The organism is Deinococcus sp. LM3 (assembly GCF_002017875.1).
Lineage (GTDB): Bacteria > Deinococcota > Deinococci > Deinococcales > Deinococcaceae > Deinococcus.
Genome location: NZ_MUFV01000001.1, coordinates 292,452 through 313,755, shown reverse-complemented (window position 1 = coordinate 313,755; position 21,304 = coordinate 292,452). Strand labels below are relative to the sequence as shown.

The window sequence follows — 21,304 nt, the reverse complement described above, 5'->3', positions numbered from 1 at the left end:
CCCCCCGCAGGAGGATGCCACTGAACGCCCCGGAACAGCCCCGCTGGACGGTGGGCGAGGTCGCGGCCCTGACGGGCGTCAGCGTGCGCCTGCTCCACCACTACGACGCCATCGGGCTGTTGCGCCCCGCCGAGCGCAGCGACGGAAACTACCGCCTGTACACGCCGGACGACCTGACGCGGCTGCGGCGCGTGCTGACGTGGCGGGCGCTGGGCGTGCCGCTCGCCCAGGTGGCCGGGGTGCTGGACGCCCCGCCGGACCTGGAACGCGAAACTCTGCACGCGCACGCTGCCTGCCTGCGCGACGACCTGCGCCGCACCCGGCACACGCTGCGGCAGGTACAGGCCCGCCTGGACGCCCTGAACGGCAGGGCAGAGGAGAGCAGCATGAACAACGAGGACATCAGGGCCGCGTTCGACGGGTTCGACCCCGCCCCGTACGAGGAGGAAGTGAAGGAACGCTGGGGCGACAGCGACGCCTACCGCCAGAGCGCCGCCCGCACCGCCCGCTACACACGGGCCGACTGGGAGCGCATCCGCGCCGAGATGGACGGCCTCACCGCCGACTACGTGGCCCTGATGGCTGCGGGCGTGCCCGCCACGGACCCACGCGCGCAGGGGGTGGCGGCGCGGCACCGGGCGCACATCAGCGGCGCGTACTACGAGGCGTCGCCCGCCATGATGCGCGGACTGGCACAGATGTGGGTGACCGACGACCGCTTCCGGAGCAGCATCGACCGCGCCCGCCCCGGACTGGCCGACTACCAGAGCCGCGCCGTGACCGCCTGGGCCGACGCGCAGGACCACCTAAGCTGACTGGAGGGCCTGACTGGGTGGCCTGACCACGGGGGCATTCAGATCACGCGGCGGTCCGGCAGGGTCAGGCCCCGGCTCAGGCGGCGTTCCATCAGGCGCACCAGCCACGTCAGGGCGAAGGTCAGCCCGAAGTACACCAGCGCCAGCACCGCGTACACCTCGAACTGCCGGTACGTGGCGTTCGTGATGTACCGCCCCTGACTGAACAGTTCCTGCAGCGTCACGGCGCTCGCCAGACTGCTGCCCAGAATCAGGCTGATGAACTCGTTCCCCAGCGCGGGCAGCGCCACCCGCCACGCCTGCGGCATGACCACGAACCTCAGCGCCTGCCCGCGGCTCAGGCCCAGACTGCGCGCCGCCTGCGCCTGCCCGTCCGGCACGCTGCCCAGCCCCCCGCGCACGATCTCGCTGGTGTACGCCGCCGAGTACAGCCCCAGCGCCAGCACCGCCGCCGGGAACCCCTCCAGCGTCACGCCCAGCGCCGGCAGGCCGTAGTACACCACCGACAGCAGCACGATCAGCGGAATGCCGCGCACCACCGTCACGTACGCGTTGCCCAGCGCGCCCAGCAGCGGCACCCGCAGCACCCGCACCGCGCCCAGCGCCGTGCCGACCACCACCGACACCAGCAATGCGCACCCGCTGACCGCCAGCGTCAGGCCCAGCCCCGACAGCAGCAGACGCGGGTACTCGCCGGACAGCACCGTTCCGAACCCCGTCAGAATCTCGTTCAACACCCGCCTCGCCCGGAGGCCGTCAGGCCGCTCACCCTGGGAACCGTCACGCCCCCGAGGATAGCGCGCCCCTCACGCCGTGAACGGCCACCAGCCCGGAAGGCGCAGCGGGCCCTGACCTGCCAAAAGTGAATGCGCAGACGGTCACCTGACAGGAACCCGCTAGGCTGGAAGGCAGCGGGTCAACGTGACCTGCTCTTCAACCGGGCCCCCGCACGCAGCGGGCGCGGCCCGACGCCCGCCCCGACCGGCGGGCCACACGGGAAGAGTGAAACACCATGTCCATCACCTGGACGAACACGAGCGCCGCCACACAACTCAGCATCCGCCTGGACCGCCCGCCCCCCGGAGCCCCGAAGGCCAGCTGACCCGGCCCACGCCCCCACACCGGGGGCCGGCCGCGTCATCCCTGCACGCAGGGTCCGCACCACACGCGGACCGGCGTGACCCTTCAGCTCGCCCCGCCACGCGCGGGGAAGGAACGGTGTTGTTTCATGCGCGCCTGGACGGCGCTACTGTGCGCCATAGCCCTGGAAGTCACGGGCACCCTCAGTCTCAAGGTCTTCACCAGCGGGGCTGCCGGCCCCGGACTGGAACTGATTCTCACCTACGCCCTGCTGGCCGCCTCGTACGTGCTGCTGTCACGCGCGTTCCGGCAGATTCCGGTCGCCGTGGCCTTCGCCGTCTGGGAAGCCGCCGGCCTGATCCTCATCACGGGCCTGGGCGCCCTGATCCTCGGCGAGCACCTGACCCCCACGCAACTGGGCGCCCTGATCGCCCTGAGCCTCGGCGCGGCCCTGCTGCACCACGGCACCCAGTACGCCGCCCGGCCGGCCAGCCCGCCACCCGGCGTGACCGACCAGGCCCGCGCGCTTCCCGGCATCCGGCAGGAACCCGCATGAACCCGGCTGCCGTCCTGTTGATCCTGGGGGCCGTCACCCTGGACATCCTCGCCAACGTCCTGCTGAAACGCTCGGACGGCTTCCGGCACCGGCGACCCGGACTGGCCGCCATCGCCCTGATCCTGCTGGCCTTCACGCTGCTGGGCGTCGCCGTGCAGCACATGCCGGTCGCCGTCGCCTACGCCGCGTGGGGCGGGCTGGGCATCGTCACGACCGCCCTGCTCAGCCGCCGCATCGACGGAGCGCACCTGACGCCCACCGCCTGGGCCGGCCTGACCCTGATCGTCGGGAGCGTCATCGTCCTCAGCAGCAGCCACTGACCCCGAAGTCCGTTCTACTGCCACGCGCTTCGCTCAGATTGAACGGTGTTTGCAAACCGTTCAATCTGAGTGGCTTATGGATTCCGTCTGTTTCGCTGGCAACCCGGAACATCGCCGGGTTGCCAGCTCCACGCCCGGAATCCGTTTCTCTCCTGCTCGCTCTGCGGCGCAGCTCTACGAGTCTGCTCGGACTGGACGGCTTTGCAAGCCATTCAATCGGAGTGGGCCTTACTTCTGCACGATCCAGCGGTTCAGCAGTTTCTGGTACTCACCGCTGGCCTTCAGGCGCGCCAGCGTCTTATTCGCGGCGGCCGCCAGATCACTGCCCTTCTTGAAGACCATGCCGTAATCCTCGGCGGCCAGGTCCTTGCCGGCCTGCTCGAACTGCCCCGGCAGGCGCTTTTTCAGGTCCGCGACGGTGGGGGCGTCCCCGACCAGCGCCGCCACGCGGCCGGCGCGCACGTCGGCCAGTCCGGCCGCGAAATCGTCGTACACCTTCAGGGTCGCGCCCTTGGGTTTGAGCAGGTCGGTCGCCACGAACTGCCCGGTCGTGTTCGCCTGCACGCCGATCACCTTGCCCTTCACGCTGGCGGGCCACGCGAACTTGCCGGGGTTCCCGCCCCGCACGATGAACACCTGCGCGCTGCGGTAGTAGGGCTGGCTGAACGACACGACCTTCGCGCGTTCGTCCGTGATCGTGATGCCGCTCATGGCCATGTCCACCCGCCCGGACGTGACCGACTGCGGCATCAGCGACCCGAAGCCCACCGCGCGGATTTCCAGCCGCACGCCCAGGTCCTTCGCCACGGCCCGCGCGATGTCGATGTCGAAGCCCTGGATCTGCCCGTCGGCCCCCTTGAACTCGAACGGCGCGAACGTCGGGTCGGTGCCCAGCACCAGCACGCCCTTCTTCTTCACCTCGGCCACCGTCGTGGCGTGCGCCGCGCCCACCAGGGCCGAACCGAGGACTGCCGTAACGATCAGGAAACGCTTCATGCGCCCAGCATAGAACCCCGCGCGGCGCGGCGTACCCTGCCTGCATGGAATGGCCCGCCCCCACCGACTTCGTGCACGGCGACCCCCTCCCGGCCCCCGGCGACTGGACACGGCCGGGTCTGGTCATGACCTTCAACCTCGAATGCCCCGGCTGCGTGTCGCGCGGCATTCCGTTCCTGAAGCGCCTGCACGCCGAATTCGGCGACTCGGTGCACCTGCTGGCCGTGCACACCAGCCACGGCCACCGCCTGCTGCCCAGAGGGGAGGTCGTGCCCACCCTGCAGAAGTTCGCGCGGGACTACGCGAAACTGCCGTTCCCGGTCGCGCTGGACCTGAGCGGCGACCTGGCCAGAGGCTGGCAGACCGAGGGCACCCCGCACTGGCTGGCCTTCGCGCCGGGCGGCGAACTGATCCGCAGCGTGTACGGCAGTCAGGAGAACGCCCAGACCAGACTCCAGTACCTGCTGGAAGAATGGACCGGGCGCGCCGACCCTGCCGGGTCGTGACGGGGATTATCCCTGACGGGGCCGCAGGGGCAGGGTCCGCAGGCGCTCGCCGGTCAGGGTGAACACCGCGTTCGCCACGGCCGCCGCCGCCGGACCCATCACGGGTTCCCCCATGCCCTGCGGTTCGTCGCCACTCTCGACGAGCAGCACCTCGACCGGCGGCGCGTCCCGCATGGGCAGCAGGCGGTAGCGGTCGAAGTTCGACTCGACCACCCGCCCGTCCTGAACGGTCAGTTCCTCGTGCAGGGCGGAACTCAGGGCCATCATCACCGACCCCTGCACCTGCAGGCGCGCGCCGTCCGGATTGATGACCAGTCCGGGGTCGGCCGCGACCGTCACGCGGTGCACCTGCACCCGCCCGCCCTGCACCGAGACCTCGGCCACCAGCGCCGAGGCGGTGCCCAGGTCCAGGCAGCAGGCCACCCCGCGCGCCCGGCCCGCCGGAACGGGAGTGCCCCACCCGGCCGACTGCGCGGCGCGTTCCAGCACCGCGCGCAGCCGCCGCCCGTCCTCGCCGGGCCCCAGGTGCCGCAGCCGGAAGGCCAGCGGGTCCGCGCCCGCCGCGTGCGCCAGTTCATCCATGAAGCTCTCCAGCGCGAACGTGTTCGGCAGGACACCCAGCCCCCGCCAGTAGCCGGTCGGGACGGGCAGCGCCTCGCGGCGGTTCACGACCCGGTACGCCGGGAAGTCGTACGGCATGAACTGCCCCAGCAGGCCACCCGGATCGAAACCCAGCGCGTCCCGCACGAACTCCGGTATCCCCGTCTGTCCCCAGATGATGTCGCCGCCCGCCGTGAACTGCTCCACGCCCCGCAGCCGCCCGTCCGCGCCCACACTGCCCCGCAGAACGTGATGGGTGGGCGGCCGGTAGAAGGCGTGCTGGAGGTCCTCCTCGCGCGTCCAGCCGACATGCACGGGCTTCCCGACTGCCGCCGAGAGTCGCGCGGCCTCCAGCGCCGCGTGCTGCCCCGCCTTGCGCCCGAAGCCCCCGCCCAGCTGCGTCGGATGCACCAGCACCTCGCGGTCCTTGCCGAACACGTCACGCAGGTCGTCGATGACCATCTGCGGGTACTGCGTGGACGCCCAGACCTCGATCCGCCCGCCCACCTTCACGTCCGCCAGCGCCGCCAGTGGCTCCAGGTGCGCGTGTGCGGCCAGCGGCGTGCGGTACTCGCCCTGCACCACCGTCCCCCCCGAGAGGGCCGCGCGGACGTTCCCGCGCCGCCGCAGCACCGACCCCGACCCCGCCTGAATCTGCGCGTCCAGATCGGCGCTGCTGGCGGTCGTGCCGCCCTCCCAGCGCAGCTCCAGCGACGACAGCGCCGTGCGGGCCTGCGTGCGCGTCTGCGCCGCCACGCCCGCAAAGCCCGCCTTCAGGTCGATCACGACCCGCACCACGCCCGGCTGCCGCCCCGCCGCGCCCGCCGACGCCGACACCAGCCGCGCCCCGAACCTGGGCGGGCGGGCCACCGCGCCGAACAGCATGCCCGGCAGGCGCGCGTCGTACCCGTACGTGGCGGTGCCCAGCACCTTGTCCCGGAAGTCCGTGCGTGGCATGGCCCGCCCGATCCGCTTGAAGTCCCGCCGCGCCTTCAGCGTGGGCGTGGCCTCCGGAATCACCCACTCGCCCTGCTTGCCCGCCACGACCTGCGCGTACCCGATGCGCTCGCGCGAGCCCGCCACGAAGAACGAGCCGCCCGCCGCCGTCAGCCGCGCCGCCGGAACGCCCAGCTGCCGCGCCGCCTCCTCCCGCAGCAGTTCCCGCAGGGTCGCCGCCGCCTCGCGCAGCGGCCGGTACAATGCCTTCACGCTCGTCGAACCGAACGTGAACATCGTCCCACCCGCGTACCCGCGCGCCGTGTCCGCCTGCCGCACCGTCAGCTGCTCGGGCGTGACCTCCAGCTCCTCGGCCGCGATCTGCGCCAGCGCCGTGTGAATCCCCTGCCCCATCTCGATCTTCGGCACGAAGAACGTCACCCCGGCGGGCGTCACCTCGAACCACAGGTCCGGATTGCGGGGCGCGTCCTGCGGGCCCGTCCCGTTCTCCTCGATGTAGTTCACGATCGCCGGGCGGCCCGCGTTCAACGCCAGCGGCACCCCCACCACCAGCAGGCCCGCGCCGCTCCCCAGCCCGATCAGCACCCGGCGGCGCGTGACGGGCTTCATCCGTCCTCCCGCTTCAGTTCAGCGGCGCGGGCCACCGCCCGGCGGATCGCGTTGTACCCCCCGCAGCGGCACAGATTGATCCCCGCCGCCTCCTCGATCTGCGCGTCCGTGGGGTTAGGCGTGCGCTCCAGCAGCGCCGCCGCCGACATCAGATGCCCCGGCAGGCACCACCCGCACTGCAACGGATTCTCCAGGAACGCCCGCTGCACCGGATGCAACTGCTCCCCGCGCGCCAGTCCCTCCACGGTCGTCACCTCCCGCCCCGCCGCCGCCCGCGCCGGAGTCAGGCACGCCCGCGCCACCTGCCCGTCCAGCAGCACCGTGCAACTGCCGCACGCGCCAATCCCACACCCGTAATGCGTGCCAGTCAGGCCCAGCTCATCACGCAACACCCACACCAGCATCTCGTCCGGGTACGCCACCTCGCGCCGCCGCCCATTCACACTTACCTGCACGCCACCCGCCACACGAACCCGATCATGCCGCCATGATACGGACCCGCCAGAAACGAAACAGTCCGTGCGGGCGCAGATCGGGGAAACGCGCTGTCAGGGCGTCTGTTCTTGCACGTTCAGGGTGCTGCTATCGGTGTCCTCGCTGGTCACGTCGGGGGCGGCTTCGGTGTACGTGCCGGCCTGTTCGGCGGCGGCTTCGGCGTCGCCACGGTCGACGTAGCGGAACGTTTCGTCGTTCAGGCTGGTGACGGTGACGGTGTAGTCGCTCAGGCGCTGGGGGTCCAGGGTCACGACGCTGGCCTTGACGGTGGCGGCCATGTCGTCGCTCAGGGCGTAGTCGCCCAGCAGGGCCGAGGTGCAGGGCTGGCCGTTCAGTCCGGCGGGCAGTTGCTGGGGCGTGGCGGTCGCGCGGGCGCGTTCGAGGGCCGTGACGCACTGCGTCCGGAAGTACAGGGCGTTGTCGTGCCGGAGTTGCCGGGCGCGTTTCTCGTTGTGGGCTTCGAAGGTGCCGCTGCACGAGGCCAGCAGGACTGGGAAGGTCATGAGCAGCAGGGGAGACCGGGACATGACCCGAGTGTAGGGGCCGGGTCGGCGCGGCGTTGCGGCAGGTGCGGCCGGTAGGCCAGGGTGCGTAGCAGGGGCAGCGGGTACGTGAAAATCCCCCGGACCGCTGGGGCGCCGGGGGGAAGTATCAGAGACGGGTGATCAGTCGATGCTGACGCGCCAGCGCCATTCGCTCGCGCGTTTCATGACGTGGGCGATACCGCCGGTGATGGCGAGCTTCTGGTTCCAGGGGAGTTTCATCCAGCCGACGGCCATCAGGCCGCCCAGGCTGACGAATTCGCCCAGGGTGGTGGGTTCGTACGCTTCGAGTTCCTCACCCTTGGCGAGTCGCATGATGTTCTTCCCGGTCAGGCGGCCCTGCTGCCCGGCGTGCTGGGCGGTGGTGGGCACGGGCTTGCCTTCCTGGTTCAGGGCGAGGCCCATGTCACCGATGACGAACACTTCGGGGTAGCCCTTGGCGCGCAGTTTGTCGTCCACGGCGATGCGGCCGCCGGGGCCTTTTTCCAGTTTCTCGCCCTTGACGATGTCGCGGGCCTGAATGCCGCCGGTCCAGATGATCTTGCCGGCCCCGATGACTTTCTGTTCGCCCTCGGCGGTCTGAACGGTGACGGTGTCGGCGGTGGCCTGCATCAGGCGGTGCCCGACGAGGATGTGGATGCCGTATTCCTCGAGGGTCTTCTGGGCCTTGGCGCGCAGGGCGTCGTCGAGGATCGGGAGGATCTTGGGGCCGGCCTCGACGAGGTAGATGTTGAAGGGGGGCAGGCCGCGTTCCCTGGTCAGGAGCTGGGCGCGCTGCGCGAGTTCCGTGACGAGCTCCACGCCGGTCAGGCCGGCGCCGCCCACGACGATGTCGCGGTTGCCCTGGTACTCGGTGGTGTAGGCGCGGTTGACGAAGTTGAAGATCTCGTCGGCGTCGCTGAGCTGCTTGAGTTCGGCGGCGTTCTCGGCCAGGCCGGGAATGCGGTAGAAGTTGGTGACGCTGCCCAGGCCGACGACCAGGGTGTCGTAGGTCAGGACGCGGCCGTCTTTCAGGGTGACTTCGCGCTCGTCGAGGTTCACGCCTTCGACCTGGGCCTGTTCGAGGTTCACGCCGGTGCCGCGCAGCAGCGGGGCCAGGGGCAGGGTGACGGGGGTGTTGTGCGCGGCGGCCTCGTGGAGGCGGGTTTCGAAGGTGTGGTAGGCGTTCTGCTCGACCATCAGCGCTTCGAGTCCGGGCGCGGGTTTCATTTTCGTGGCGACAGCAAGGCCGGAGTAACCAGCACCGAGGATGAGGGTCTTCATGTCAATCTCCTGTGAACGAATTCACGAGTTCTGTGGGCGGTCGGCCTACTCCCCCGCAAACACCGTCGGAATCACACGCTTCCGAATCGGCAACAGTGTACATCTTACACCAAATCGGTCATGGGTGACCCGCTCACCCACAACACCACGAAGCGTACGTCCACAACGCAGGAACACCCACAATGCCCCCCACGCGCCTCACCGGGCGTCCAGCAGTGCCGCGCGCCGCGCCCGCACCACCTCCACGCGAGGATCACCCGCCGGCAACACCGACTCCAGCAGCGACAGCGCCTCCAGGTCATCGAAGCGCGCCACGTACTGCCACAGCAGCGCCGGGTCGCGCCCGGCACACACCGCGCGGCGCAGCGCCCCGTCCAGGTACGAGCGCCAGTACGACAGCAGCGGCGACTCGCTGAGCGGCAGCGGCGGCCCGCCGAACAGGTCCAGCGCGCCACTCACGTCCCCGGCCAGCAACCGCCGCTCCAGCCGCAGCAGATCCAGGTCCACCGCCACGCTCAGCCGGTACGGCCGCGACGCGATCTGCCCGCCCAGCAGCCCCCGCAGGGTGCTGACCTCGGACTTCAGGGTACTGGCCGTGATCGGCGCGTCCCCGTACATGTGCGCGTGCAGGGCGTCCAGCGTCAGGCCGTCCGGGTGCAGGGCCAGCACCGCCAGCAACTCCAGCTGCCGGGGCGTCAGGTGCAGCGCGCGGCCCCCCAGCGTCACCAGCGGCGACCCGCACAGCGTCACGCGCAGCGTCACCTGCGGCCCCGCCGCCAGCTGCGTCTCGATCCGCTGCGCGTAATGCTGCGCGCTCGCCAGACCCAGCGGCGTACTCTGGTGCCACACGGTACTCAGGTTCAGCACGCCCAGCAGCGTGCCCTGCGCGTCCCGCAGCGGCGCGCCGTAACACACCCAGTCATGCACCGCCTGCACGTAATGCTCGGCCGCGAACACCTGCACCGCGCGCCGTTCCCGCAGCGCCAGCGCCAGCGCGTTCGTGCCCACGCTCTGCTCGTCCCAGTGACCGCCCGGCACGAAATTCAGGGCGCGGCCCAGCCGCTGCATGCGCGCGCTCCCGGCCGTCCAGAGCAGCTGTCCGCGCGCGTCGGCCAGCGCCACCATCAGGTCGCCGTCCTGCGCCAGGGCGCTCAGTTCGGGGCGCAGGTCGCGCGTGGCGAACTCCAGCGGCGACCCCGCCCACGCGGGCGTCTGATCCGACACCGGGGCCGTCAGCCGGTCCGGCGCGACCGACGCGGCCGACCGCTCCCACGACGCCAGCACGCCCGCCGGGAGCGGGTGCGCCGCCCGGTCTGGCCCGGCGCGGGAAACGAAACGCTGCCACGCACGCACGCGCCGCTGCCTTTCCAGTACGAGTCGCTCGTTCATGCCTGCGCGCCACCCTCCCCGGTCCCGGTTCCTGCGGCCTGCGCCGCGCCCCACGCCCTGACTGCAACGTCCCGCCTGCACGCCCCGACTGCCCGGAGCGCCCCGGCGCCCTGATTTCCTGACTTCCTGACACCCCAGGCTACCACGCGCCGCTCCCCACCCCGGCGCCCGGTTGCGTGGGTACCGGCACCCTTTTCCAACCTTTTTTGTGTTTGAATGGACGGGTCACACAATCCAGTCCTGGCGGCCGGCCACAGAGCGGCCGCGCCCCACGAACCCCGCATTCCCACCGGAGGTCCGCATGAACGTCACCCTGACCGTGAACGGCAAGTCCTACACCCGCGACGTGGAGCCCAGAACGCTGCTCGTGCATTTCCTGCGCGAGGAACTCCTGCTGACCGGCACGCACGTCGGCTGCGACACCAGCCAGTGCGGCGCCTGCACCGTCCACGTGAACGGCGACGCGGTCAAGAGCTGCACGCTGCTCGCCGTGCAGGCCAGCGGCGCGGAGGTCACCACCATCGAGGGCATCGGCACGGTCGCGGATCTGCACGCCCTCCAGACCGGCTTCTGGGAGGAACACGGCCTGCAGTGCGGCTTCTGCACACCCGGCATGATCATGAGCGCCGCCGAACTGCTCAAGCACACCCCCAACCCCACCGAGCACCAGATCCGCCACCACCTGGAGGGGAACTACTGCCGCTGCACCGGCTACCACAACATCGTCCGGGCCGTGCAGCACGCGGCGGGTGCCATGCAGGGCAGCGCCGCCGCCGATGACTGACGCTGCTGACCCCGACGCCCGACGCTGACCACCCCCCGCAGGTTCCCAGGCCGGGCGCCGCCGCGCCCCCAGGTTCACCGCCCACTCCCAGGGAGGCATCACCCATGAGCGACACCAGAACCGAGAAGTACTTCGGGCAGGCCCTCAAACGCAAGGAAGACCCGCGGTTCATCACGGGCACCGGCAACTACACCGACGACATCGTCATTCCCGGCATGCTGCACGCCGCGATGGTCCGCAGCCCCTACGCGCACGCGAAGTTGGGCGGCATCAACCGCGACTCCGTGACCGGCATGCCGGGCGTCGTTCACGTCCTGACCGGACAGGACGTCGCGGACGCCGGGCTGGGCAGCATCCCGGTCGGCTGGCTGCTGCCGGACCTGAAAACCCCCGCGCACCCCGCCATCGCCCTGACCGAGGCGAACCACGTCGGGGACATCGTGGCGGTCGTGATCGCCGAGACGCGCGCGCAGGCCGAGGACGCCGCCGCCGCCCTGGAAGTCGACTACGAGGCGCTGCCCGCCGTGTCCACCGCCAGCGCCGCCATCGCGGACGGTGCGCCGCTGGTGCATGACGACGTGCCGGGCAACGTGGCCTTCAACTTCGAGATCGGGGACGAGGCCGCCACCAACGAGGCCTTCAGGGGCGCCGCCCGCCGCGTCAGCGTGAAACTGAAAAACCACCGGCTGGTCGCCAACCCCATCGAGCCGCGCTCCAGCCTCGCGCAGTTCACGCCCGCCAGCGGCGAGTACCTGCTGTACACCACCAGCCAGAACCCCCACATTCACCGCCTGATCCTCGCGGCGTTCGTGATGAGCATCCCCGAACACAAGCTGCGCGTCGTCTCGCCGGACGTGGGCGGCGGCTTCGGCACCAAGATCTTCCAGTATCAGGAGGAAGTCATCGTGCTGCTCGCCGCGAGGCTGCTGGGCCGCGCCGTCAAGTGGACCGCGCGCCGCTCCGAGGCCTTCGTCAGCGACGCACAGGGCCGCGACCACGAGACCGAGGCGGAACTCGCCCTGAGCGACGACGGCCTGATCCTGGGCTTCCGCGTGAACACCCTGGCGAACCTCGGCGCGTACCAGACACTGTTCGCGCCCGCCGTGCCCACGTACCTGTACGCCACGCTCCTGAACGGCGTGTACCGCATGCCCGCCATTCACGCGCGGGTCACGGGCGTCATGACGAACACCGTGCCCGTCGACGCCTACCGCGGCGCGGGCCGCCCGGAAGCCACGTACCTCGTCGAGCGGATCGTGGACATCGCCGCGCACGAACTGAACATGGACCCCGCCGAACTGCGCCGCAAGAACTTCATCGGGCCCGACGAATTCCCGTACCAGACGCCCGTGGCCCTCGTGTACGACAGCGGCAACTACGAACCAGCCCTCGACAAGGCCATGACCATGATGAACTACCCGGCCCTGCGTGAGGAACAGCAGCGCATGAAAGGCAGCAACAAGATCCTGGGCGTCGGCCTGATCTCGTTCCTCGAAGCCTGCGGACTGGCCCCCAGCGCCCTCGTCGGGCAGCTCGGCGCGCAGGCCGGACAGTGGGAATCGAGCCTCGTGCGCGTGTTCCCCACCGGGAAGGTCGAGCTGTACACCGGCAGCCACAGCCACGGCCAGGGCCACGAGACCGCCTTCCCGCAGATCGCCGCCGACGAACTCCAGATTCCCATCGAGGACATCGACCTGATCCACGGCGACACCGGCCGCATGCCCTACGGCTGGGGCACCTACGGCAGCCGCAGCGCGGCGGTGGGCGGCAGCGCCCTGAAAGTCGCCCTGCAGAAGATCACCACCAAGATGAAGAGGATCGCCGCGCACCTGCTGGAAGCCAGCGTGGACGACATCGAGCACGAGGACGGCGTGTTCCGCATCAAGGGCGCGCCCGAGAAGAGCAAGACCTTCTTCGACATCTCCCTGATGGCCCACCTCGCGCACAACTACCCGAGGATCTCGAACCCGGTCTGGAAGCGACCGCCTTCTACGACCCCAAGAACTTCGTGTACCCCTTCGGTACGCACATCGCCGTCGTCGAGATCGACACCGATACCGGCCACGTGAAACTGCGCAACTACGGCTGCATCGACGACTGCGGCCCCCTGATCAACCCCCTGATCGCCGAGGGACAGGTGCACGGCGGCATCGCCCAGGGCATGGGTCAGGCCCTGCTGGAAGACGCCGCGTACGACGAGGACGGCAACTTCCTGGCCGGCACGTACATGGAGTACGCCATGCCCCGCGCCGACGACGTGCCCACCTTCCAGATCGGGCACACCGTCACGCCCAGCCCCCACAACCCCCTGGGCGTCAAGGGCATCGGCGAGGCCGGCACCATCGCCAGCACCGCCGCCGTCGCCAACGCCGTCATGGACGCCCTGTGGCACGAGTGCGGCATCGCGCACCTCGACATGCCCTACACCGCCGAGAAGGTCTGGAAGGCCATACGCGACGCCCGCAACCAGCCGCAGGCCGCCGACGACTGAAGCGTTGACAGGTGAAGGTTGATGGTTGATAGAAACCGCCAACCCTCTCCGTCAACCCTCACCTTTCAACCATCAACCGCATCCCGGAGGGATTCATGTATCCAGCCAGCTTCGATTACCAGAAAGCCGACAGTGTCGATCAGGCCATCGCCGCGCTCGCCGCGAACCCGGACCTGAAACTCATCGCCGGGGGCCACAGCCTGCTGCCCGCCATGAAACTGCGGCTGGCGCAGCCGCCCGCCCTGCTGGACATCTGGGGCATTCAGGAGATGAAAGGCATCAAGCGCGACGGCGACTGGTTCGTGGTGGGCGCCATGACTACCCACGCCGAGGTGCTGCGCAGCGACCTGCCGCTGTTCCCCGAGGTGGCCGGCTGGGTCGGTGACCCGATGGTCCGCAACCGGGGCACCATCGGCGGCTCCCTGGCCCACGCCGACCCCAGCGCCGACTACCCCGCCGCCGCGCTGGCGCTGGGCGTGCAGTTCGTCATTCGCGGCCCCGACGGCGAACGCACCGTGGACGCCGACGACATGTTCGTCGGGATGTTCGAGAGTGCCGTGCAGCCGGGCGAACTCCTCACGCACATCCGCGTTCCCGCCACCATCCAGGCCAGCGCCTACGAGAAGTTCCGGCACCCCGCCAGCCACTACGCCGTCGTGGGGCTGGCCGTCGCCCGCCACGCCAGCGGCGAGGTCCGCGCCGCGTACACCGGCGCGGCCGAACGCGCCCACCGCCTCCCCGCGCTGGAAGAGGCCGTGAAGGGCGGCCACGCCGTTCCCACCGGTCTCGTCGAGGCGGGCGACCTGCTTGGCGACCGCTTCGCCAGCGCCGAGTACCGCGCGCACCTCGTGGATGTCCTGGCCGCGCGCGCCCTCGAACGCCTCGGCTGACGGAACCCCCACGCAGCGGTACCCGCGCATCCAGCCGGGTGCCGCTGCCCGTTCCAGGGTGTCTGCCGCTGCGGAGTCCGTCTCAGGGCAGAGTCTGTCTCAGCCCCCGCTCGCCAAGCGTTCATCACCCGTGGCTACCGTGAAGGGATGAAGCGACTGACCCTGGCCCTCGCCACCCTGATCCTCGGAACCGCGCAGGCCGCCACGCCGCCCGTGCAGGTGAACTACCGCGTCTACCAGTACACCTGCGCGGGCGGGCAGAACCTCAAAGTGTACTACGTGCAGTTCGGGGATCAGCCCATGTTCGCCATGCTCGACTGGAAGGGCCAGCGGCACGGACTGGCGCAGGCGATCAGCGCCAGCGGCGCCCGCTACGCCAGCCTCAGCGGCCCGGCCGGCGCACGCGGCGGGCTGCAATGGTGGGAGCATCAGGGCACGGCGACCCTCAGCACCTTTACCGGCAACAGCACCACCACCACCAAGACCCTCCTGACCGGCTGCAAGACCCCGGGGCGCTGAGGCTGGCCCTTCGCTAAGTCTTTTCGCTCTCTGTTTCCGGCGCGGGGGGCGCGTACACTCTTCCGGTGACTGTTGCTGCGCCGAACCTGTCGAAACTTCTGCCTGCCGCCCCGCCCGGTAATCTGCTGCTGCTGCCGCAGGTGGCGCGGGCGGCGCTGTTCGCGGCGTTCCCCGGCCCGGCCGTGCTGCTGACCACCCCGGACCGCCTGGGCAGTTACGTCACGGCGGGAGTGCTGGGCGCGCCGGTCAGCGTGAACCCCGGCCTGCGTGACTGGGACGCCCGCCACGAGCATGTGGTGCTGGACGTGAACACGGCGCTGGACCTGTTCCCGTCCCGCCCGGAGGATCACGCGCTGACGCTGCGGGTCGGGTCGAACTACCCGCGTGAGGAGTTGCTGTCGCGCCTGGAACGCCTGGGTTACGAGCGCGGGGAAGAGCCGGGGTTCGAGATTCAGGGGGACACGCTGGAACTGCGGCTCGCGCCGGGCCTGGGCCTGCCGGCCGAGGCGGAGGAGGGCGTGTGGGTGCGCGCCGAGTTCTTCGGGGACGAGCTGGACACCCTGCGCTTCCTGAAGCCGGGTGCGCTGACGGGCGAGAAGGCGCAGAGCTTCACGCTGGAACCCACCGCCGAGTACCTGACGGCAACGAAGTGGGACGCCACCCGCCTGGAACTGCTGCCGGGGCGGGTGTTCCTGGACTCGCCGGAGTTCTACGCCTCGGCGCTGGGCGTGCTGATCGACACGCTGTGGCCGAAACTCGCGGGGCGCGAGATCACCAGTTTCGGCCGCACGGCGCTGGCCCTGCCGGACCTGGATACCGGCCTGACCACGCTGCCGTTCTACCGCGCGCGCCTGGGCGACCTGGAACGCGACGTGAACGAGTGGCGGGGGGCGAACTACCGCGTGATGATCCTGGTGCGGCACGACCGCACCGCCGCGTACCTCGCGGATAAACTGCTCGGCACCCACGAGATTCCCTGGCTGAAGGTGCCGCGCGTGCCGCAGGGTGGCCTGGGCTTCCTGCGCGCGGCCGGTGAGGGCGGCTTCGTCATTCCCGAGCACAACACGGTGATCCTGACCGAGGACCTGATCTACGGTTTCCAGGGCGGCAGCGCCCTGCGCGGCAAGCGCCTGAACGGCAAGCCCGTCACGGACGCGCTGGGCCTGCACGTCGGCGATTACCTGATTCACCCCGAGCACGGCATCGGGCAGTTCGAGGGCCTGGAGACCCGCAAGGTGCTGGGCGTCACGCGCGACTACCTGAACCTGACCTACCGGGGCGGCGCCCGCCTGAGCGTGCCCATCGAGCAACTGCCCGTCCTGCGCCGCCACCCCGGTACCACCGACGACCCGCCCTCCCTGAGTTCCTTCGACAAGAAGGACTGGGCGAAAGCCAAGGAGAAGGCCCGCAAGAACGCCGAGGCGGTCGCCGCGAAACTGCTCGTGCAGTACGCGGCGCGGCAGGTCACGCCCGGCAACGCCTTCCCCGCGCAACCCGACTGGGACGACCAGATCGAGAAGAACTTCAGTTTCGAACTGACCGCCGATCAGAAAACCGCCCTGAAAGAAACCATGCGCGACCTGGAGAAAGCCAACCCCGCCGACCGCCTCATCTCGGGCGACGTGGGCTTCGGGAAGACCGAGGTGGCCCTGCGCGCCGCTCACCGCGTCGTCGGGCACGGCAAGCAGGTCGCGGTCCTCGTGCCCACCACGCTGCTGGCCGAGCAGCACACCAGCACCTTCGTGGAACGCTTCAAGGGCATGCCGGTGCGGGTGGAGGGCCTGTCGCGCTTCACGACGCCGCAACAGGCGCGCAGCATCCTCGCGGACGCCGCCGCCGGCAAGGTGGACATCCTGATCGGCACGCACCGCCTCCTGAGCGGCGACGTGCAGTTCCGCGACCTGGGCCTGATCATCGTCGACGAGGAACACCGCTTCGGCGTCGGCCAGAAGGAGAAACTCCGCGCGCTGCGGGGCCTGCCGCCCACCGCCAAGGACGGCAAGATCGACATCCCCGAGGACGCCCGCGCCGTGGACACCCTGGCGCTGTCCGCCACGCCCATCCCCCGCACGCTGTACATGAGCATGGTCGGCCTGCGCGACATGAGTTCCATCCAGACGCCGCCCAAGGGCCGCAAACCCATCCAGACGGTCCTCGCGCCCTTCGATCCCATCACGGTGCGCGACGCGATCCTCACGGAAATCGAGCGGGGTGGCAAGGTCTTCTACATCCACGACCGCATCGCCAGCATCGGCGCGCGCAGCCTCTACCTGCGCAACCTCGTGCCCGAAGCCCGCATCGGCGTGGCGCACGGCCGCATGAACGAGGAAGAACTCGAGGAGATCATGCTCGGCTTCGAGCAGGGCGCCTTCGACGTGCTGCTCGCCACCACCATCGTCGAAACCGGCCTGGACATCCCCGAAGCGAACACCATCCTGATCGAACGCAGCGACCGCCTCGGCCTCGCCCAGCTGTACCAGCTGCGTGGCCGCGTGGGCCGCCGCGCCCAGACCGCGTACGCGTACCTGTTCTACCCGCCCCGCATGACCGAGAACGCCCAGCGCCGCCTGTGGGCCATCGCGGACCTCCAGGACCTCGGCAGCGGGCACCTGCTGGCCGAGAAGGACATGGAGATCCGCGGCGTGGGCAACATCCTCGGCGAGGAACAGCACGGGCACGTGCAGGCCGTCAGTATCGACGTGTACACCGAACTGCTGGCCGAGGCCGTCGCCAAACTCAAGGGCGAGAAGATCGACGCCCCCACCACCATCAGCATCGACCTGCCCATCGACGCCCGCCTGTCGCCCGAGTACTTTCTTACCGCCGACGGCAAAAGCGACGAGGAAGCCCGCATCGCCACCTACGGCCGCCTCAGCGAGAGCCGCACCCTCCAGGCCATCAGCCGCGTCGAACGCGACCTCCGCAAAAAATACGGCCCCCCCACCCCCGAAGTGCAGAACTTCATCGACCTCGCCAAACTCCGCCTCACCGCCGCCGCCCGCCGCGTCCTGAGCATCGGCGAGACCATGACCCAGATCCAGATCACCTTCGCGTACAAGACCCTCGACTACGACGCACCCGGCCTGCGCGCCTTCCCCTTCAAGACCGAAGTCGTCACCTTCCCGCCCAGCGTGAAACTCGAAAAACGCGGCATCAAACCCAACGATTACGCCCGCACGCTGATCGACCTGCTCGGGTACTTCGGGTAGATGACCTGGAAGGTGGGCGCCTAGCGGCGGGGTTCCCGTGTGCTGCCCCACCCCCCAGCCCCCTACCCCAGAGGGGCAGGGGAGCCGTCGTTAGCACTGGGCAAGAGTTTCTACTCGTGCGGCGGAGTTGCAGTGGGCGGTGACGTGTCTGGCCTCGACGCCATCCTGCCGCCCCCCTGCTAGGCCCGCGCGCTGCGCGCACGACGGCCGGTGGTGATCTGCGGTGGCTGGCAGGGTGCCTTGCTGAACGCCGCTGATCTACTTTGAAAACCAAGCGTTTGCCGAGGCCAGAAAAGTAGAACCTTCTGACCCGCACCAAATTGCGTGGCCCCACAACCGTCGTAGCAGACGAGCCCGTCGTGCGCGCAGCGCGCGGGGCGAACGGCGCGAATGTGGAAGATGGCGTGTGAGGCGTGGCCGTCCCCGCCGATCAATCACCAGTAACCTCAGCGAAATACCTGCCCAGTGCCAACGTAAGCTCCCCCTGCCCCCCTGGGGTAGGGGGCTGGGGGGTGGGGAGGCCCGCCGCCAGGCGCCCACCTTCCACCGCCGGGGAAAAGCTGGCGATACCGCCTGCCTGCTCAGAGAACGGGCACGGCCCCCGGTACACTGGTGGCATGACCACCGTTTCGCCCCCAGTGGCGGAGGCTGCACCGGCCGACGCCGCGTACCGCGCCTCGACCCGGCAGAACCTGCTGACCATTGCGCTGGGCTGGTGGTTGCTGGGCGGGATCTTCGTGGACGGGTGGGCGCACAATCAGTTCGGGGAGTCGCTGGAGACGTTCTTCACGCCGTGGCACGCGTTGTTCTACAGCGGCTTCCTGGCCGTGGCGGGCTGGTGCCTGTTGCTGGCGTCGCGTGGGTGGCGGCAGGGGTGGCGCGGTCTGGCGGCGTTCCCGGAGGGGTACCATCTGGCGGCGCTGGGTGTGCCGCTGTTCGGGCTGGGTGGGTTGGGGGACATGGGGTGGCACACCGCGTTCGGGATCGAGGTGGGGATTGAGGCGCTGCTGTCGCCCACGCACCTGCTGCTGTTCGCCGGCGCGGCCCTGATCGTGGCGTCGCCCCTGAACGCGGCGTGGCGGTCCCCGGCGACGCGCACGGCGGCGGGAGGCGTGCGGTGGGTGGCGGCGCTGTCCGGCACGTCCCTGCTGGCGGCCACGGCGTTCATGCACATGTACCTGTGGGGCCTAATGACCGTTCCGCAGGGCCTGGGCTGGGTGCAGACGCGTGGCGAACTGAGCGCGATCCTGCTGACGGCGCTGATCATGACCGCGCCGGTCCTGCTGATCCTGCGCCGGTTTGCGCTGCCGTTCGGGGCAGTCAGCGTCATGTACTTCGTGACGAACCTGGGCATGAGCTTCATGCTCGCGCCGGGCGAGTGGCGCGTGCCGCTGCTCGCGGCGTTCAGTGGCCTGCTGGCCGACGCGCTGCACGCCCTGCTGCGCCCCAGCGCCGCGCGGGTGTGGCCGCTTCGGGCCTTTGCGTTCCTGCTGCCGCTGTGCGTGTGGGTGCCGTACCTGGGCGGCACCGTGCGCCTGGGCCTGAGTAACCTGAGCCTGGAACTGTGGCTGGGCGTGGCCGTCATGACCGGCCTGGGCGGCGTGGCCCTCAGCGCCCTGGTATTCCCCGCGCCGCTGCCCCCGCAGGCGCTGGAGGAGTAGCTCCGGGCAGCAGGTGGGCCGCTGACCGTCAGTGGTGGTGCGTGGGCGCCGGGCTGCCCGGCTCCAGTCCCGGCGGGGGCGGCAGCGGGGTCTGGGCGCGCCGCCGCAGCAGGGCGCTCAGGGTGGTGATCTCGCCGCGTTGCGTGCCCGTGATCTGCCGCGCCAGCAGGCCCACCTGCGGAAGCACGCCGGCCTCCAGCGCGGGCCGCGCCATGATCAGCGCTCCCTGGTGGTGGCGGATCATCAGTTGCACGAACAGCGTTTCGGCTTCCGGGACGGGCCGGGTGTTCAGGGCGGTCAGTTCGGTGGGTGACGCCATGCCCATCAGGCGGGCGTGCGCGGCGGGCAGGGGCGCGGCCGGGTCCACGGGCGGCAGGTTCCACAGGTGCAGCCAGCCCTGCATCTGCCGGATCTGTTCCTGCTGCCCCAGCTCGATGTCCAGCGCCAGTGAGCGCAGCGTGCGGTCCCCGGAGCGCCGCCGCAGGGCCTGCGCCATCGTGATCGCCTGGGCGTGGTGAGGGATCATGCCGCGCACGAATGTCGCTTCGGCGCTGTGCGGGGTGGGCGGTGCCTGCCGGGGCGTGAGGGCCAGCAGCGCCCCGCCGCCCAGCAGCAGCGCCGCCAGCACGCCCGCCGCCATGCGCCTCACGCGGCTGCCTTCACGGGGTGGCAGCCTGCCGGTCGAAGTGCCGTTGCCGCGCCCGGAACGCCGCCTTCTGCTCCGGCGTGGTCTGCGCGTGGCAGTGACGGCAGCTGACGCCCTCCTCGAACAGCGCGTCCGCGCGTTCCTGCGCGTCCAGCGGCCACCCGCACGAGTGGCACATCACGGCCCCGCCCTCACGCAGCCCGTGACCGACCGTCACGCGGCCGTCGAACACGAAGCACTCGCCGTCCCAGCGGCTGTCCTCCTCGGGCACGTCCTCCAGGTACTGCAGAATCCCGCCCTGCAGGTGGAACACGTCCGCGTACCCGCGCTGGCGCAGCAGGCTGGTGCTCTTCTCGCAGCGGATGCCGCCCGTGCAGAACATCGCCACGCGTTTGCCTTCCAGCTCGGCGGCGTGCGCGTCCAGCCACGCCGGGAACTCCCGGAACGAATCGATCCCAGGGTCCAGCGCGCCCCGGAACGTCCCGGCCTTCACCTCGTAGCGGTTGCGGGTGTCGATCACGACCACGTCCGGCGCGCTGATCAGGGCGTTCCAGTCCTGCGGGGCCACGTACTGCCCGGCCTCGCGCGTCGGTTCGACCGGTACGCCCATCGTCACGATTTCGGCCTTCACGCGCACCTTGAACCGCCGGAACGGCTGCTCGCTGGCCCCGGCTTCCTTGTACTCCAGGCCCGTGAAGCCCTCGGCCAGCAGCGCCCCGCGCAGCGCGTCGATGCCCGCGCGGCTCCCGGCGACCGTGCCGTTGATGCCCTCGGACGCCACGATCAGCGTGCCGCACAGGCCGTGCGCGGCCCCCAGCGGCAGCAGCCGTTCGCGCAGGCCCGCCGGGTCGGCCACCACCCGGAACTGGTACAGCGCCGCCACCACGAAGGCGGGCGCGGCGACCGGGTCGGAGGGAACGTCGGGCAGGGAAGGGGCAGGGTGGGGCGCAGACATCCCCCGCATGATACCGAGCGG

The 21,304-nt window shown here is 70.3% G+C and carries 20 protein-coding genes; 11 read left to right on the top strand and 9 right to left on the bottom strand.

Going from position 1 to position 21,304, the window contains the following annotated elements; all coding sequences use genetic code 11:
• The first annotated feature begins 14 nt into the window (after positions 1 to 14).
• On the top strand, positions 15 to 815 hold the full coding sequence (locus BXU09_RS01415) for a MerR family transcriptional regulator (RefSeq protein WP_078300076.1): 801 nt from the start codon (positions 15 to 17) through the stop codon (positions 813 to 815).
• Between the two features lie 38 nt (positions 816 to 853).
• Here the strand turns inward: BXU09_RS01415 and BXU09_RS01410 are convergent, their stop codons facing one another.
• Positions 854 to 1,552, bottom strand: a complete 699-nt coding sequence (locus BXU09_RS01410; RefSeq protein ID WP_240500903.1) for an amino acid ABC transporter permease — start codon at positions 1,550 to 1,552, stop codon at positions 854 to 856.
• A gap of 491 nt (positions 1,553 to 2,043) precedes the next feature.
• On the opposite strand from BXU09_RS01410, the gene BXU09_RS01405 reads away from it, so the two are divergent.
• Together BXU09_RS01405 and BXU09_RS01400 are read left to right on the top strand one after the other, a co-directional pair.
• A complete protein-coding gene (locus tag BXU09_RS01405) occupies positions 2,044 to 2,451 on the top strand; it encodes an SMR family transporter (protein ID WP_078300072.1) in 408 nt (135 codons plus the stop codon).
• A complete protein-coding gene (locus tag BXU09_RS01400) occupies positions 2,448 to 2,771 on the top strand; it encodes an SMR family transporter (protein ID WP_078300069.1) in 324 nt (107 codons plus the stop codon). The genes BXU09_RS01405 and BXU09_RS01400 overlap by 4 nt, the downstream gene beginning before the upstream one ends.
• A gap of 228 nt (positions 2,772 to 2,999) precedes the next feature.
• Here BXU09_RS01400 and BXU09_RS01395 read toward each other — a convergent pair whose 3' ends face one another.
• The gene (locus BXU09_RS01395; RefSeq protein ID WP_078300065.1) at positions 3,000 to 3,767 is read right to left on the bottom strand and encodes an ABC transporter substrate-binding protein; all 768 of its coding nucleotides are present in this window, start codon (positions 3,765 to 3,767) and stop codon (positions 3,000 to 3,002) included.
• A gap of 44 nt (positions 3,768 to 3,811) precedes the next feature.
• Here BXU09_RS01395 and BXU09_RS01390 point away from each other — a divergent pair, with 44 nt between their 5' ends.
• Complete coding sequence (locus tag BXU09_RS01390; protein WP_078300061.1) at positions 3,812 to 4,273, top strand: alkyl hydroperoxide reductase; 462 nt, start codon at positions 3,812 to 3,814, stop codon at positions 4,271 to 4,273.
• A 6-nt stretch (positions 4,274 to 4,279) separates the two neighbouring features.
• On the opposite strand, the gene BXU09_RS01385 is transcribed toward BXU09_RS01390, so the two are convergent.
• The 5 genes from BXU09_RS01385 to BXU09_RS01365 form a co-directional block, all read right to left on the bottom strand.
• Positions 4,280 to 6,439, bottom strand: a complete 2,160-nt coding sequence (locus BXU09_RS01385) for a molybdopterin cofactor-binding domain-containing protein (RefSeq protein WP_078300059.1) — start codon at positions 6,437 to 6,439, stop codon at positions 4,280 to 4,282.
• The gene (locus tag BXU09_RS21830; RefSeq protein WP_078304537.1) at positions 6,436 to 6,894 is read right to left on the bottom strand and encodes a (2Fe-2S)-binding protein; all 459 of its coding nucleotides are present in this window, start codon (positions 6,892 to 6,894) and stop codon (positions 6,436 to 6,438) included. The genes BXU09_RS01385 and BXU09_RS21830 overlap by 4 nt, the downstream gene beginning before the upstream one ends.
• A gap of 93 nt (positions 6,895 to 6,987) precedes the next feature.
• Entirely contained in the window at positions 6,988 to 7,461 is a 474-nt protein-coding gene (locus BXU09_RS01375) for a hypothetical protein (protein WP_144011921.1), read from the bottom strand.
• Positions 7,462 to 7,599: 138 nt separating this feature from the next.
• Positions 7,600 to 8,739 carry an NAD(P)/FAD-dependent oxidoreductase gene (locus tag BXU09_RS01370; protein ID WP_078300052.1) on the bottom strand — a complete coding sequence of 380 codons (1,140 nt, stop codon included), beginning with the start codon at positions 8,737 to 8,739 and terminating at the stop codon, positions 7,600 to 7,602.
• 198 nt (positions 8,740 to 8,937) lie between these two features.
• Complete coding sequence (locus tag BXU09_RS01365) at positions 8,938 to 10,128, bottom strand: helix-turn-helix domain-containing protein (protein ID WP_144011920.1); 1,191 nt, start codon at positions 10,126 to 10,128, stop codon at positions 8,938 to 8,940.
• Positions 10,129 to 10,429: 301 nt separating this feature from the next.
• Between BXU09_RS01365 and BXU09_RS01360 the strand changes: the two genes are divergently transcribed.
• From BXU09_RS01360 to BXU09_RS01335, 7 genes are all read left to right on the top strand, one after another.
• Complete coding sequence (locus BXU09_RS01360) at positions 10,430 to 10,912, top strand: (2Fe-2S)-binding protein (RefSeq protein WP_078300046.1); 483 nt, start codon at positions 10,430 to 10,432, stop codon at positions 10,910 to 10,912.
• Positions 10,913 to 11,016: 104 nt separating this feature from the next.
• Positions 11,017 to 12,981, top strand: a complete 1,965-nt coding sequence (locus BXU09_RS01355; protein ID WP_276205825.1) for a xanthine dehydrogenase family protein molybdopterin-binding subunit — start codon at positions 11,017 to 11,019, stop codon at positions 12,979 to 12,981.
• Positions 12,921 to 13,403: a molybdopterin cofactor-binding domain-containing protein gene (locus BXU09_RS21825; protein ID WP_276205824.1), complete on the top strand. Its 483-nt coding sequence runs from the start codon at positions 12,921 to 12,923 to the stop codon at positions 13,401 to 13,403. Before BXU09_RS01355 ends, BXU09_RS21825 begins: the two co-directional genes overlap by 61 nt.
• A gap of 95 nt (positions 13,404 to 13,498) precedes the next feature.
• The gene (locus BXU09_RS01350) at positions 13,499 to 14,293 is read left to right on the top strand and encodes a xanthine dehydrogenase family protein subunit M (protein WP_078300043.1); all 795 of its coding nucleotides are present in this window, start codon (positions 13,499 to 13,501) and stop codon (positions 14,291 to 14,293) included.
• A 147-nt stretch (positions 14,294 to 14,440) separates the two neighbouring features.
• The gene (locus BXU09_RS01345) at positions 14,441 to 14,812 is read left to right on the top strand and encodes an MliC family protein (protein WP_078300039.1); all 372 of its coding nucleotides are present in this window, start codon (positions 14,441 to 14,443) and stop codon (positions 14,810 to 14,812) included.
• A gap of 65 nt (positions 14,813 to 14,877) precedes the next feature.
• Entirely contained in the window at positions 14,878 to 18,021 is a 3,144-nt protein-coding gene (locus BXU09_RS01340; RefSeq protein WP_078300035.1) for a transcription-repair coupling factor, read from the top strand.
• A 617-nt stretch (positions 18,022 to 18,638) separates the two neighbouring features.
• Positions 18,639 to 19,682, top strand: a complete 1,044-nt coding sequence (locus tag BXU09_RS01335; protein ID WP_078300031.1) for a hypothetical protein — start codon at positions 18,639 to 18,641, stop codon at positions 19,680 to 19,682.
• Between the two features lie 28 nt (positions 19,683 to 19,710).
• On the opposite strand, the gene BXU09_RS01330 is transcribed toward BXU09_RS01335, so the two are convergent.
• Together BXU09_RS01330 and BXU09_RS01325 are read right to left on the bottom strand one after the other, a co-directional pair.
• On the bottom strand, positions 19,711 to 20,322 hold the full coding sequence (locus BXU09_RS01330) for a DUF305 domain-containing protein (RefSeq protein ID WP_078300027.1): 612 nt from the start codon (positions 20,320 to 20,322) through the stop codon (positions 19,711 to 19,713).
• 19 nt (positions 20,323 to 20,341) lie between these two features.
• Positions 20,342 to 21,283, bottom strand: coding sequence for a rhodanese-related sulfurtransferase (locus tag BXU09_RS01325; RefSeq protein WP_240500900.1), 942 nt, complete (start codon positions 21,281 to 21,283; stop codon positions 20,342 to 20,344).
• Between the last annotated feature and the right edge of the window lie 21 nt (positions 21,284 to 21,304).